The sequence below is a fragment of the Leptolyngbya sp. FACHB-671 genome (assembly GCF_014695745.1).
Lineage (GTDB): Bacteria > Cyanobacteriota > Cyanobacteriia > Elainellales > Elainellaceae > JAAUTN01.
The window spans coordinates 1-13,847 of sequence record NZ_JACJOV010000085.1; the positions used below are offsets into that span (position 1 = coordinate 1).

At 50.6% G+C, this 13,847-nt stretch carries 10 protein-coding genes and 1 tRNA gene; 8 read left to right on the top strand and 3 right to left on the bottom strand.

The genetic code is table 11. The annotated features are described in order from the left end of the window. Positions 1 to 692: 692 nt before the first annotated feature. Positions 693 to 766 (bottom strand) — tRNA-Val (locus tag H6F93_RS10980). Positions 767 to 953: 187 nt separating this feature from the next. Between H6F93_RS10980 and H6F93_RS10985 the strand changes: the two genes are divergently transcribed. The 8 genes from H6F93_RS10985 (at position 954) to H6F93_RS11020 (ending at position 10,871) form a co-directional block, all read left to right on the top strand. Continuing rightward, on the top strand, positions 954 to 2,078 hold the full coding sequence (locus tag H6F93_RS10985; RefSeq protein WP_190680630.1) for a sn-glycerol-3-phosphate ABC transporter ATP-binding protein UgpC: 1,125 nt from the start codon (positions 954 to 956) through the stop codon (positions 2,076 to 2,078). 82 nt (positions 2,079 to 2,160) lie between these two features. Further along, a complete protein-coding gene (locus H6F93_RS10990) occupies positions 2,161 to 3,879 on the top strand; it encodes a dynamin family protein (protein WP_190680633.1) in 1,719 nt (572 codons plus the stop codon). A gap of 443 nt (positions 3,880 to 4,322) precedes the next feature. Further along, positions 4,323 to 5,381 (top strand): hypothetical protein, encoded by a 1,059-nt coding sequence (locus tag H6F93_RS10995; RefSeq protein ID WP_190680635.1) that lies wholly within the window; start codon positions 4,323 to 4,325, stop codon positions 5,379 to 5,381. A 28-nt stretch (positions 5,382 to 5,409) separates the two neighbouring features. Continuing rightward, entirely contained in the window at positions 5,410 to 6,228 is an 819-nt protein-coding gene (locus H6F93_RS11000) for a DUF6885 family protein (RefSeq protein WP_190680637.1), read from the top strand. Positions 6,229 to 6,324: 96 nt separating this feature from the next. Beyond that, positions 6,325 to 6,714, top strand: a complete 390-nt coding sequence (locus H6F93_RS11005) for a hypothetical protein (RefSeq protein ID WP_190680639.1) — start codon at positions 6,325 to 6,327, stop codon at positions 6,712 to 6,714. 376 nt (positions 6,715 to 7,090) lie between these two features. Further along, positions 7,091 to 8,482 (top strand): NAD-dependent succinate-semialdehyde dehydrogenase, encoded by a 1,392-nt coding sequence (locus H6F93_RS11010; RefSeq protein ID WP_190680641.1) that lies wholly within the window; start codon positions 7,091 to 7,093, stop codon positions 8,480 to 8,482. A 52-nt stretch (positions 8,483 to 8,534) separates the two neighbouring features. Further along, positions 8,535 to 10,181 carry an acetolactate synthase large subunit gene (locus H6F93_RS11015; RefSeq protein ID WP_206755722.1) on the top strand — a complete coding sequence of 549 codons (1,647 nt, stop codon included), beginning with the start codon at positions 8,535 to 8,537 and terminating at the stop codon, positions 10,179 to 10,181. A gap of 138 nt (positions 10,182 to 10,319) precedes the next feature. Beyond that, positions 10,320 to 10,871: a DUF1499 domain-containing protein gene (locus H6F93_RS11020; protein ID WP_242043399.1), complete on the top strand. Its 552-nt coding sequence runs from the start codon at positions 10,320 to 10,322 to the stop codon at positions 10,869 to 10,871. 609 nt (positions 10,872 to 11,480) lie between these two features. Here the strand turns inward: H6F93_RS11020 and H6F93_RS11025 are convergent. Both H6F93_RS11025 and H6F93_RS11030 read right to left on the bottom strand, forming a co-directional pair. Then, on the bottom strand, positions 11,481 to 12,815 hold the full coding sequence (locus tag H6F93_RS11025) for a homoserine dehydrogenase (RefSeq protein ID WP_190680643.1): 1,335 nt from the start codon (positions 12,813 to 12,815) through the stop codon (positions 11,481 to 11,483). Between the two features lie 39 nt (positions 12,816 to 12,854). Beyond that, positions 12,855 to 13,754, bottom strand: a complete 900-nt coding sequence (locus tag H6F93_RS11030) for an alpha/beta fold hydrolase (RefSeq protein ID WP_190680645.1) — start codon at positions 13,752 to 13,754, stop codon at positions 12,855 to 12,857. Positions 13,755 to 13,847 lie beyond the last annotated feature (93 nt).

The window sequence follows — 13,847 nt, forward strand, 5'->3', positions numbered from 1 at the left end:
GTTAGCTTCTCGTTGTCTTACTCTTTCAGCCATGCCAGACACCATTCGTGGACACACACTTTTTCATTGGTGGAAGGAGGAATAAATTAGTGTCACTCTACCATCCGGATTCCGTATCAGTCTCTTGGAGAAGCACCGTTGCAATCACCTGTCCGAATTGGGGCAGGTTGAAAGGTACTCGAAAATCACAGCAAAAATAATGTGGTTTATGTTGCAATTACCTGTCCGAATTGGGGCAGGTTGAAAGCCATTGCACAAGAGACATGCAGGAGCAATGGAGGGGTTGCAATCACCTGTCCGAATTGGGGCAGGTTGAAAGACACAAAAACTTCGGTTTCCTCAAAATTAGCTAGCGTTGCAATCACCTGTCCGAATTGGGGCAGGTTGAAAGACCTAAACTGACGGTGATTATCGGGCTTCCCCGATCGTTGCAGTTACCTGTCCGAATTGGGGCAGGTTGAAAGGCAAGCAATGAAGAAGTAGAGACAATAGTCTCAGAGATACTTTTTGAAGTGGGTTGAAAGCGAGTCCAGTTGTGTCCTTAAGGACTAGATTCAGCGACATTAATTTGTCACTAGCAACTCAGCGACACTAACTTGTTACAACGACATTAATCTGTCACCAGCGACAAATAATGTGTCACTGTACACTTGTGCTTTCGACGACAATAATGTGTCACTGTACATTTTTGATGGACACAAGTGGACTCGAACCACCGACCCCTACGATGTCAACGTAGTGCTCTAACCAACTGAGCTATGCGTCCGAACAGTTAATTAATATAGCACGGGTTCTGCGTTAGGCACAAATAAATTTTGTTGGGGATGCCAAAATTCAAAAGGCTGTCACAATTGAAGCTGAGGTTTTGCGTGTGGCGAGAATTTGTAGCCTTTACGCTCAAGTTTCTACCTACCAGTGATGCCAAACCTAACTGACGTTGTGGGATAAATGCGGTGGCTAGAGTTTATCTAGAGAAAATTACCCGACAGTTTAATGCTGTCGCTGCCGTCGAAGACATCACATTTGAAGTTCCAGATGGGCAGTTTTGGGTTTTGGTTGGGCCGTCGGGCTGCGGTAAGTCAACGATTCTCCGAACGATCGCTGGACTGGACAACGCGACTTCGGGCAAGCTTTACATTGGCGATCGCCTGGTCAACCAGGTTCCAGCACGAGAGCGGGATGTAGCGATGGTGTTTCAAAACTATGCGCTTTATCCACACATGACGGTTGCCGAAAATTTGGCGTTTGGGCTACGGATGCGGCGCTCGGATGCAACCACGATTCAGTCTAGAGTGGAGGCGGTAGCGCGATCGCTCGATATCACTCACCTTTTGGCGCGCAAACCCCGACAGCTATCGGGGGGGCAGCAGCAGCGCGTTGCTTTGGGTCGAGCGATCGCCCGTCAACCTCAAGTGTTTTTGCTTGATGAACCTCTGTCTAACCTGGATGCACAACTGCGAGACGATACTCGCGCCGAGTTAAAGCAGCTTCATCAGCGTCTTGGTGTTACCACAATCTATGTGACTCACGATCAGGTGGAGGCAATGACGCTAGCCGACCAGATCGTTGTCCTCAATCGCGGCAAAATTCAGCAGATCAGCGATCCTCAAACCCTTTATGCCAAGCCTGCAAACCAAATGGTAGCTACGTTTGTAGGCAACCCACCGATGAATTTGCTGCACGCCACGTATGATGGCACTCATTTTCAAGTTGAAGGACAGCCCTTACCCTGTCCCGATCGCCTCCGCCAGCAGGTTAACCTTATTGCCGGACAGCGATATAACCTGGGTATTCGTCCTGAGCATCTTCAAATCGTGTCTGAGCTAGACCCGTCTGAGTCAAACTTGTCTGAGTCAAACAGGGGTCACCTGATGGCAGAAGTGAGTGTCGTGGAGCCTTTAGGACGAGAGATCTTGATCCGAACTGTTTTGCCTGTTGAGAGAGGATCTGCCCCGACGCTCAATCTACAGGTGAATCCAATGCAACCTCCTCATCCAGGCGATCGCCTTTCGCTGCGGCTTGACCTGGATCAGCTTTTCGTGTTTGACCCCAGTACGGGAGATAGCTTGACGCAGTAGCAACACGCTAAAGGCTGCGATCGCATTCCAGATCTGTCGGTTAAGCACTGCTATCTTAGAAACGAGCTTGAAAGGAAGCAGCATGGAACCACCGGATCAAAGTGTCATAGAGAATCTGTTGGATCATCTGCGAGCGGCGGTGGGTTTGCTGGATGCACAAACGGGATTGCGACAAGATGTGTTGAACGTGTGCGATCGCCTCACCCATCCCACCTTTCGCATCGCAGTTTTTGGACCGTTTAACTACGGCAAATCGACGCTGTTGAATGCTTTGTTGGGAGAGCGGACGCTGCCGATTGACCTGATTCCGACAACGGGAGCGGCGATCGCTGTTCGCTATGGCACTGAATTGCAAACTCGGATCAGGCTATCGGACGGCTCAGAAATTCAGGAAACGGGTACGGAGGTGCTGAAACGGTTTGCCATTCTCGATGACAACCGCCGAATGCGAGACGATGTGGTTGCTGTTGAGGTATTTTGTCCGCATCCCTTCCTACAAACGGGAGTGGAACTGCTAGATTTACCGGGAACTAATGACCGGGAGGCACAGGATGCACTGGTGCGCGATCAGCTTTTGACGGCGGATCTGGTGGTGCAAGTGCTGGATGGTCGCAAACTGATGACGCTAGGCGAACGGGAAAACCTCCGGGACTGGCTGCTCGATCGCGGCATTGAGACGGTTGTGTTTGTGGTCAATTTCCTCAACCTGATGGAGCCAGATGACCAGCAGCAGGTATCTCGCCGGATGCGCTTTGTGGCGGAAAGCTTTCGGTCAAAACTGCCTGCTGGCATCAGCAACCTTTACAGGGTTGATGCTCTGCCTGCTCTACGGGCTCGTTTGAAAGGAGATATGACTGCTGCACAGACAGCAGGATTGCCTGCATTTGAGACCGCGCTTCAGGCGATCGCCCAGTTCCATCAGGAGCAACCACTCCAGACTCGTTTGCCTCGACTGCTGGCGATCGCTCCTCAGGTTCAGCAAGCCTTGCACCAGCAGATAGAGTCCATCACGGCTGAAATCAGCGCCAAAATGCATTCAACTTCTGCAACGGTTGACCAAAAGACGCAAATCAAGCAAAAAGCCCAAAAGTTAATTAAACAAGGTTTTTCTAGCAGCTTGTCTGCTGTCCAGGATTGGCTTGCACTGCCCAATCTGCTTAACCAGTATCAGTTTGGGGCGACGACAGCCTTGCAGCAGTTTGAGTTTAAAGACTGGGAATCGGCTGTCCTGAAGCCAGATTGGGTCGCCAAAAAGAAATCTGTGGTGGAGTGGGTTTACAAAGCCTGTGATTTCTTTGATCGTCCGCGCCCTGCTGACCTGTGGTTTGCTTTTCCAGAGGAGCCGGAGGTGATTTTGCCCGATTCCCCTCAATCCGACGCAAACGCACCCAGGCAGAAAGGGGATGTAGCACCTGTGGCGATCGCTACGGGACTCGGTTGGGTATTGGGTGGACCAATTGGTGCAGCCGTTTTTGGTGGAGCTAGCTATCTGATTAATCAAACCAATCAAACGGATGCAAATCAACCACAGCCAGTCCGCCCATCTGACTCTGTGGAAGATTACATAACTCAGATCAATCAGCTTTATGGCAATGCAGCCAAGGATTACCTGAGCCGCTTTAGCAGCCTTGCCTTAACTGCCCTTCAGCAATACGAAATTGCTGCAAACGCTGCAATTGAGATGGCGATCGCTCCAGAATCCGCTCCCGTCCCTGATTTATCCCACCAGCGTCACCAGCTCAGTCTGCTCCAGTCCAGGCTAGACAACTTGAATCAAGCACTGAATCTGGTAAGGTCATGAACCTGGGTGATTGTTTGTCTGTAGGTCTGAATCTATAGGTCTGAATTTAGTTAAAAAAGCGGCATTTTGCCCGATCTTCTGCTAAATTCTAGTCATTCAAACCCTAGAGGTTAATCTCTAGAGGATGTTTGAAAGTGCTAGTTTGTAGCCCAATCCTGGGTATAGTCATGGCATTGGCAGATAACCCTTGGGATAAACCAAGAGTTCTATCTGAATGTCACAACTGTGCAAGGCGATCGTTCTATTGGTTCAGGGTGTTTATTCGCAGCAAACGTGTCAGGCACAAGGTTGCACTCATCGTCTGTTGTTGGTAGGTTGTAAGTCCTCTAGTGTGTGTAGCTTAACAATAGTTTGGATTAGCCCCAGTCCAGCTCGACAAGTGTCAGCTTTTTGAAAGGGTTAACTCTTGCAGTTAACATCCATAGCCATTCTGTAGAACGTTTATGTCTCAAGATCCCAGCATCAACCAACCCCTCCTGGAAGCTTCAGGACAACCAAAACCCTCTAACTGGAATGAAGATATTCCAGTGGCTGAACCCAGCACTTTCTCGATTGACACTTACGCTGATGACCTGATGGACGAGCTGTTTGAGGAGGTCGATCACATCCTGGAGAAAGGGGTTAAGATGCCGCCTGAGACAGACAACCCAGAATATGTAGCACTCCAGCCGATCACGGTGCCAGAGATGGGGTTGCCGTCGGTGCTGGTGCCGCACCGTCAAGTAGAAGCCGACCAACTGGAGCAGCTAGAGGCAGATTTGGAATTGCTGCCGTCAGAGAGCCAGGCGGATAAGCGCTATGGATTTGGCAAATCGCTCGACCAGCTTTTGTTAATTTCAGCCTGTGCCTCTCTGGTGTTGACTGCCCTTTTAGGAATAATGCTTCAGGGGAAATGGCAGCCTGCACTCGCTCCTCAAAACTCTGTAGCTGTTGATCAGCTTTCTCAATCCGATGCCGAATTTTTAGACTATATGGAGCGATCGCTGGATGTAATCGATCGCAGAGCCACCGCCAACAACTCATCTACCACTGCCGAGATTCCGGCTCCTCCTGCTGCCACTAGTCCTACTAGCAGCAGTCAGCCCGCTCAGGCTTCGGTCCCAGAGCGAGTTTTTGTTCCGGTCTACCAACCGCCTCAAAATCTATCTTTTCCAGGATTAGGACAGCCCGCTCAGCCCGCCCAGCCTGCTCAACCGACTCAGCCTAGTCAAGTTGTTCCACCCATTCAGCCTGCAGTGCCCGCTGCTCCCGCTGCTTCTGCTCCTGCTGCGGTGGCGACCGCACCCAATATTGCCCCAACTTTGAATTACACCCTGGTAGGACTGTTGGAATTAGGCGATCGCTCTGCTGCTTTATTTGAGGTCAACGGTACGCCTCAACGCATCTATGTCGGTGAAAGCATTGGCTCAAGCGGCTGGACGCTAGTTTCTGTGCAAAACGAAGAGGCGTTGATTCGGCGGAATGGAGAAGTGCGATCGGTTTATGTAGGGCAGAGATTTTAGGGATCGGGGGTTAGGAATTAGGGGGGAGATGGAAATTTTGCGGGGGTTGGCGGCATCGTTAAATCTGCTGCCAGGCGTGTCGCAGATTGTGCAGGCCCATCGACTGGCAGGGCAACAACACGATAATCTTTGCGGACCTTACTGGGCGGCACTGTTGCTGCGGGTGTATGCCAAGTTGAGCATCAGTACAGAGCAGGCTGCTTCGCTTGCAGGTTCTGTGCTGCCAATGGGTGACCCGCTCACCTGGGTGCCCAAAGGCGTGCGTCCCCGCTATGACTACGGTGTTGCTTTACCTCAAACGGACTGCATTCAGGACGCGGGAACTGCAGCCGCAGGGTTAATCGAAGCAGTTTCTAGCGTCTCTAGAGAAAAGTTCAGCCTGATTCCGCTTAAAGCAGACTGGTCAGAAAACCAGGTAGAAGCGTTGATTTTGCTCTGCCAGGAAAACCCTGACTGGGTCGCAGTGCCGATCTGTAACCTGCGAACAGGGCACTTGTGGGGGTCGGCTCTGCCACTTGGAGATGCGATCGCCTACCTTCAAGGCGTTGACATTCAACCCCCCTCAGCCGACTGGAACGTTGGACACTTTGTAGTACTGGCAGGCAAGATTCATGGAACTGCTCGCTCCCTGTTGATTGTGCAAGACACCTACCCTGAATTTGGTTGGGATAGCTACCACTTGCAGCCTGCGGCGGCGATCGCCGCTGCTCTCAATTGCGGTGATGGCAGTGAGGGAGGCGTGCTTTTGTTTGTCGCAACTCAATATAAAGCTGAGGTAGAAGCAAGAAGCAAGGAGAAGGGGTTTGCGATCGCCCCTTGGGATAATGGAACGCCTTGGACGGAGTAGAGATGGGGGCGTTACTGGAACTACACCAGCAGCTAATGTATCCATATTCTCATCGGACATAGATTTGGACTGCGTTTAGCGCTGAAACGGAACCTTATGAAACGAATTCGTGTGTTGTGTGCGATCGCCCTAGCGACTTTAACCTTGAGCGCTCTTTCGGCTGAAGCTCAGACTCGCTCAGATTCCTATAGGCTGGCTCAGACGAGTACTCCTCCAGTGGTCAACTTTGACCTCAACCGAGCAAAAAACCTGGCGCGTCAGGCGGCTGAGCGGGCAAATGGTGGACTGAACCAATATCGAGCTGAGCCATCGATGCATGGTCCATCTACTGACGCACCTTATGTCGAAAACTCTGACGGAAGCTGGACATTTACCTTCAGAGGTGGCGCGCCCGGTTCGTCCAATTACACGACCGAAAGCGTCGTTACGGTTAACAGCAATGGCTGGGTTATCACTGTGGATTACAACGGACCAATTCGGAACTAGTTTATTTAGATCTCTGTGAATGGTAGCGAGGCGGAGCCTCGCTACCATTCACGCTTTAAAGAGTGGCTCATGCAGAAGATCTATGGATTGGTAATTGTTTAAACTACCTCTGAAAGATACAAGGGGCGATTCGCGAATCGCCACTACCCGAAATTTCCTAGTTGATTTTTAGTTTGTATAAACCCTGCATTAGGGTAAAGTTTGCTTGATTTATGTTCCGTTTACATAAGTTCTGTAAGTGACAAATAACGAATGGCAAACAATCCATGCCCCGTCCATTTAACAATGGCTACCCTAGAACTATTCGGGTGAGATTTGGCATTTTTCCGCGAAAACGGCCAAACCTCAGCCTTTTAGTGAATCAGGAGATGAGGGTATGGGTATCGCCACAGTTAACCCAGCAACAGGAGAGATACTAAAAAACTTTGAGCCGCTCAATGATCAGGAAATTGCTCAGAAGCTAGATCAGGCGCAAAAGACGTTTGAGCACTATCGCCATATTCCGATCGCCCAAAAAGCTGAATGGATAAATGCAGCGGCAAAACTGCTGGTTGATCGGCGAGAGGAGTTTGGCAAAATCATGGCACTGGAAGTAGGCAAGCCTATTGCTTCAGCGATCGCTGAAGCCGAAAAATCTGCCTGGGTTTGTCGCTACTACGCTGAAAATGCTGCTCAGTTTTTAGCAAACGTCCCGATTGAAACGGATGCGAGCCACAGTTTTGTGAGCTATCAGCCGATCGGGGCGGTGCTAGCCGTGATGCCCTGGAATTTTCCGTTTTGGCAAGTTTTTCGCTTTGCGGCACCTGCCTTGATGGCAGGTAATGTGGGGTTGTTAAAACACGCTTCTAATGTGCCCCAATGTGCCCTGGCGATTGAAGAAATCTTTCGAGAGGCAGGCTTCCCAACTGGGGCCTTTCAAACGCTGCTGGTCGGTTCTGATAAGGTGGCTCAGATTGTCACCGATGAGCGGGTGAAAGCGGCTACTTTAACCGGTAGCGAACCCGCTGGAGCTAGCCTTGCCAGCCTTGCCGGAAAGCTAATTAAGAAAACGGTGCTGGAATTGGGCGGCAGCGATCCGTTCATCGTGCTGGAAAGTGCCGATTTAGAAACAGCCGTTTCTACCGCTGTAACTGCCCGAATGATCAACAGTGGACAGTCCTGCATTGCGGCAAAACGATTCATTGTGCAGGAGTCGATCGCCGACGAATTCACTGAAAAGCTGGTGGCAAAATATGCTGCCTTGAAAGTGGGCGACCCAATGAATCCTGAAACGGACATTGGACCGCTGGCAACTCCTGGCATTCTCAAAGATTTGGATCAGCTAGTGCAAACCTGCATTGAGAAGGGCGCAAAAGCGTTAATCGGCGGAAATCCCCAGGACGTGCTAACCCGATCAGTCGTAGCGTTTCAGCATGGAAACTTTTATCCTCCTACTATCCTGGCTGATTTTCCTCCGGGCACCCCAGCCGATGATGAAGAATTTTTTGGCCCGGTTGCGCTGCTATTTCGTGTGCCTGACATTGACGCTGCAATTCGCCTGGCAAATAGCAGTCCCTTTGGGTTAGGAGCAAGTGCCTGGACGGGAATACAAGAAGAAGGCAATCGCCTTGCCACAGAGCTAGAAGCCGGAGCCGTCTTCATCAACGGCATGGTCAAATCCGATCCGCGATTGCCGTTCGGGGGTGTCAAACGGTCAGGCTACGGACGCGAACTCGGCATTCAGGGTATTCACGAATTCGTCAATATCAAAACTGTTTGGATGAAATAACTCCACCCCCACTCGTTGCACCCACTCCATCTACAGTTCAAAGGAAATCAACATGAGTGAAATGAATACAGCAGAATTACTCGTGCAATGCCTGGAAAATGAAGGCGTTGAATACATCTTCGGCTTGCCGGGTGAAGAAAACCTGCAAATTTTGCAGGCGCTCAAAAACTCCTCAATCCGCTTCATCACCACTCGACACGAGCAGGGTGCAGCGTTTATGGCAGATGTTTACGGGCGGCTAACTGGCAAGGCTGGAGTTTGTCTATCAACGCTAGGTCCAGGTGCAACCAACCTGATGACGGGCGTTGCCGATGCCAATCTCGATCGCGCTCCCTTGGTTGCGATTACCGGACAAGTGGGCACTGACCGAATGCACATTGAATCTCACCAATATCTAGACCTGGTAGCAATGTTCTCACCGGTCACTAAGTGGAATACTCAGATCGTCAGACCTAGCAACACACCAGAAATCGTCCGTAAAGCCTTTAAGGTCGCTCAGACCGAAAAACCTGGTGCCGTACACATTGACTTGCCGGAAAATATTGCCGCGATGCCAGCCGTGGGACGACCGCTGAAAACCGATGGACGAGAAAAAACCTTTGCAGCCTTTCACAGCATTGAGAAAGCAGCCACTCTGATTTCGCAGGCAAAAAATCCATTAATCCTAGTCGGAAATGGTGCGATTCGGGCTAATGCTAGTGAAGCGCTGACCGAGTTTGCGACCCGGCTTAATATTCCTGTCGCCAATACGTTTATGGGTAAAGGAGTAATTCCCTACACGCACCCTCTGGCTCTTTGGGCTGTCGGGCTGCAGCAGCGGGATTATATTAGTTGCGGGTTTGACAACACAGATCTGGTGATTGCGATCGGCTATGACCTGATTGAGTACTCCCCGAAGCGATGGAATCCTACAGGCGAGATTCCGATTATCCACATTGATGATACTCCCGCCGAAATTGACAGTAGCTATATTCCGGCGGCTGAAGTGGTGGGAGATATTTCTGACTCGCTGGATGAAATCTTTAAGCGCAGCGATCGCCAAGATAAACCAGATCCCTACGCGCTGACCCTGGGAGATGAGATTCGCGATGATTACAAACAGTACTCTAACGATGATGGGTTCCCAATTAAGCCGCAAAAGCTGATTTACGATTTGCGCCAGGTGATGGGACCAGAGGATATTGTGATTTCGGATGTGGGTGCCCACAAGATGTGGATGGCGCGTCACTATCATTGCGATCGCCCCAACACCTGCCTGATTTCCAATGGTTTTGCAGCAATGGGCATTGCTATTCCAGGAGCTGTTGCTGCCAAGTTAGTTGCTCCCGATCGCAAGGTTGTTGCCGTCACGGGCGATGGTGGCTTCATGATGAACTGCCAGGAGCTAGAAACTGCTCTACGCGTTGGCACACCCTTTGTCACGATTATCTTTAACGATGGTGGCTATGGCTTGATTGAGTGGAAACAACTCAATCACTATGGTGAGTCAAACTTTGTTCACTTCACCAATCCTGATTTTGTCAAACTGGCGGAGAGCATGGGTTTGAAAGGTTATCGGGTTGAGTCCAGCACCGACTTTATTCCCAAACTCAAGGAAGCTTTGGCTCAAGACGTGCCTGCTGTGATTGATTGCCCCGTAGACTATCGGGAAAACCTGCGCTTCAGCCAGCGATCGGGCGACTTGAGTTGCAATATTTGAGGTAAATCCTGAGTTGGGCGATCGCCATCGCGCTAGAACAAGGGGCCTAAGCCCCTTGTTGCTTCTGGACATAGAACTGTCTTGTGTAGGACCGTATTAAGTAGTATTAAGTAGAATACTAAAGTGCAGAGGCAACTTATGCTCAAATCAGGATTAGCGCTCTTTTTTGGTTTGCTCCTGACTAGTTTGTGCTGGATGAGTGGGGAGATGCCTGCGATCGCCCAAACCACCTCAACCGTAACCCTTGCATCTGCCACCGCATCATCAGGAGAAAAACCATTGTTTTCGTTTTCAGGAACACCCCCGACTAACTTAGGTGTAAAAGAAGGCAAACTGCTGGAATGCCCCAACACCCCCAACTGCGTCAACAGCCAGACTCCTGCATCTGATAGTGAACACAGCATTCAGCCGATTTCCTACAGCTCAACTCCAGAGCAGGCTTTAGCAAACTTAAAAGCTGTGATTCAAGACCTGCCACGGGCCAAGATCGTGAGTGAGTCCGACGATTATGTCTATAGCGAGTTCGCTACTGCCTTAATGGGCTTTGTTGATGATGTTGAGTTTTACTTGGACAAAAGCCAAAGTGTGATTCACGTCCGCTCCGCTTCCCGTTTGGGAAAATCTGACCTTGGCGTAAACCGCAAGCGTGTAGAAGAGATTAGAGCAAAATTTGCAGCGCTAGAAGCTTGATGAGAAGCTTGATGTAAGTTTCTTGAAACGTAAAAACGGGGTGGAGGTAAAGCTTCCACCCCGTTTTTTGCATTTGTGGTTGGCTGTAGCGAAGTTACCTTAATGTTGCCCAAGCTGTGGGCGATCGCCAGTTTTGTAGTCAGTAAGGGGGCGATGCACGCACCCGGCATTCTAGCTGAACCCTGCCAGTACCAGTGCTGCACCGCAGATTAGTGCCAAGATCGCCAACACAGAACCAGCATTAGGACTGCCTTTCCAGGAATAGTTTTTATCTTCCATGATTCTTTTCCTATTTATATTAAGTTTATAACTCTATTGTTGCACTATATTACGCACAATTCATTACCCCTTGGTCAGAGAAATTTGGTGACACGGAGGCGATCGCAATTCACCCTACAAATCTGGGCACTGTAGTTAGCGTAGTTTCACTTGAAGTATTGGCGATTTAGATAAATTGCTGCAATGCTCGCCAAACACATCAATTCAATCCGTTTGCCAAGCCTGTCACACTAAGCAAAGGATTCGCAAAAGCGGTCTTCAGTTTTTTGCAGAATGCGATCGCTGCAACACATCCGGCTTGTTCTACACCAATCCTTCGGTTTAGAAAAGCTACAGAACCCGCAGCAAACTAGCAACGCTGTTCACCGCTTCAAAGGTACGAATTTCGTCTAGCGCCTGATGGAAATTGCCCTCGCGCACATGATGTGTGACGACAACGATTTCAGCCTGGTTGTCTCGCAGTCCAATTTGCACAACCGATTCTAAACTGACGCTGTGATTGCCAAAACAGGTGCCCAATTTGCCGATTACGCCAGAGCTATCTTGGGTAAGAAAGCGCGCGTAAAAGCGGGTGACTAGCTCAGACATGGGGGCGATCGCACAATAATGCTGATGGGAACAGGCTAGCAGGGGGTCAAGCTGAGGTGGTTGACCGTCTATAGCTGCGCCTCGTCCAACTTTGAGGATGGCGGCAATGTTGAGAATGTCAGAAACAACCGCACTGGCTGTTGGTCCGGCTCCGGCACCTGGGCCAAAGAACATGACCTGACCGATTGGTTCCCCCTCAACCAGAATGGCGTTGTAAACCTGATTGACGCTAGCCAGGGGATGGGTTTTGGGAATCAGCGTCGGGTGAACCCTGACCTGAAGCTGGTCGGGCGGGTCTGCCAGATTTGTTCCAGGTGAGGTGTCACGTTTGGCAACAGCTAGCAACTTGATCACAAAACCCAGCTTGTCGGCATAGGCAATATCGGCAGCGCTGACCTGACGGATGCCTTCACAATAAACCTCTGGCAGCTTGATCCGTCCGCCAAAGGCTAGAGATGCCAAAATTGCAATTTTGTCAGCTGCGTCAAAGCCATCTACATCAGCGGTAGGGTCAGCTTCGGCGTAACCTAGCTTTTGGGCATCGGCAAGAATTTCGGCAAAGTCGCCACCCTCGGTTTGCATCCGCGTCAGGATGTAGTTGGTCGTGCCGTTGACGATGCCCATCAGCGTATGGATGCGGTTGGCGCAGAGCGATTGCTTCAGTGGCTCGATTACGGGAATGCCGCCGCCTACTGCTGCTTCGAGCAAGACGTACACGCCTGCTTCGGTGGCTGCGGCAAAAATTTCTTCTCCAAAGCGGGCAATTACAGCTTTGTTGGCGGTGACGACGTGTTTGCCATTGGCGATCGCCTTCAAAATCAGCGATCGCGCCGGTTCCAACCCACCCAGCAATTCCACCACAATTTCCACAGCCGGATCGGTGACAATCGCTTCCAGGTCAGTGGTGACTACGCCAGGGGAAAAAGCCACCAAACGAGTTTTGTCGGGCGATCGCACCCCCACTCGGTAAATTTCTAGCTCTTGTACTAAAGGATGTCGCTGCGCTGGATCAAGCAAAATTTGCGCTGTTCCAGTTCCAACCGTCCCTAATCCCAACAAGCCAACCTTGAATACCATCTGAATCCACTGTGAGAAAGTCTTTCACAATTGTAGGGGCTAGGGGCTAGTCCCTAGATAATGCTGGATCAACCCAATTACCGTAGCAGGCAATTCTAAATGAGGCAGGACTCCAGCGCCGACGACCGCACAAAAGGCTTCTACTGTCTCTGGATTGAGGTTGGCTAGCCGGAGCCCAGTGGAGAGGCTGCTAAAGCGAGATTGATCGCCCCAAAAGATCACAGTGGGGGTTTTAAGCTGCTCCATGTAGAGGGAGAGGTCAAAGCAGAGATCACCTTTAAGCGAGGCAAGGGCAGAGTATTCCGCGTTGAGCTGTTGGGCAGATGCTAAATAGGCAGCAACCATTTCCTCGGTGACACGCGATCGCTCAGCAAACAAAAACTGCTGCAAGAAGTTGCGTACGGCCAATTCGTTGGCGGCTCCGACAGTGTAAATCAGGCGATCGAGTCCGGGTGTTCCGGCTAGCTGGGCAGGGATGCTTTGTTTGTAATTTGCGCCAAAGTCGCTGTAGCCAGAAGGAGAAACTAGAAACAGCATTTTGAACAGGTCTGGACGCTGGACGGAAAGGCGAAGGGCGATCGCAGCCGTCAGCGAGGAAGCAAAAACCGTTGCCGGAACGCTGTTAGTGCGCTCTAGAAATTCTGTCAAAATGGTCAGGTAATCTTCTACTCGATAATCGCGAATGGGATGGGTGGATTGTCCCCAGCCGATCAGGTCAGGTGCAATAACCCGATGAGTGGCGGCAAAGGCTGGATAAACCTTTGACCACTCATAGGCGGAAGACCCACCACCCAGACTATGCAAGAAAACTAGCGGCGGCAAATCGGCTGAATCTGAGCTATCTCGCCAGGGTTCACCAACGGGTGTGTAATATGCCATCACACCTAGTGAAGTGTCGATCACCTGCTGCCCAAAACCGATCGGCTGATATTGCAGCACAAAGCCTCCTCATACAAGTTCTGTCAGTCATCTAGATCTGCACAACGCAGAGAATTGAACTGGTGCTTCCCTTCTCTGCGGAAGTGGATCACT

Excerpts from the sequence above, each read along its gene's own strand:
- H6F93_RS10990 (WP_190680633.1), top strand. The coding sequence starts at position 2,161 with ATGGAACCACCGGATCAAAGTGTCATAGAGAATCTGTTGGATCATCTG.
- H6F93_RS10995 (WP_190680635.1), top strand. The coding sequence starts at position 4,323 with ATGTCTCAAGATCCCAGCATCAACCAACCCCTCCTGGAAGCTTCAGGA.
- H6F93_RS11000 (WP_190680637.1), top strand. The coding sequence starts at position 5,410 with ATGGAAATTTTGCGGGGGTTGGCGGCATCGTTAAATCTGCTGCCAGGC.
- H6F93_RS11005 (WP_190680639.1), top strand. The coding sequence starts at position 6,325 with ATGAAACGAATTCGTGTGTTGTGTGCGATCGCCCTAGCGACTTTAACC.
- H6F93_RS11010 (WP_190680641.1), top strand. The coding sequence starts at position 7,091 with ATGGGTATCGCCACAGTTAACCCAGCAACAGGAGAGATACTAAAAAAC.
- H6F93_RS11015 (WP_206755722.1), top strand. The coding sequence starts at position 8,535 with ATGAGTGAAATGAATACAGCAGAATTACTCGTGCAATGCCTGGAAAAT.
- H6F93_RS11020 (WP_242043399.1), top strand. The coding sequence starts at position 10,320 with ATGCTCAAATCAGGATTAGCGCTCTTTTTTGGTTTGCTCCTGACTAGT.
- H6F93_RS11025 (WP_190680643.1), bottom strand. The coding sequence starts at position 12,815 with ATGGTATTCAAGGTTGGCTTGTTGGGATTAGGGACGGTTGGAACTGGA.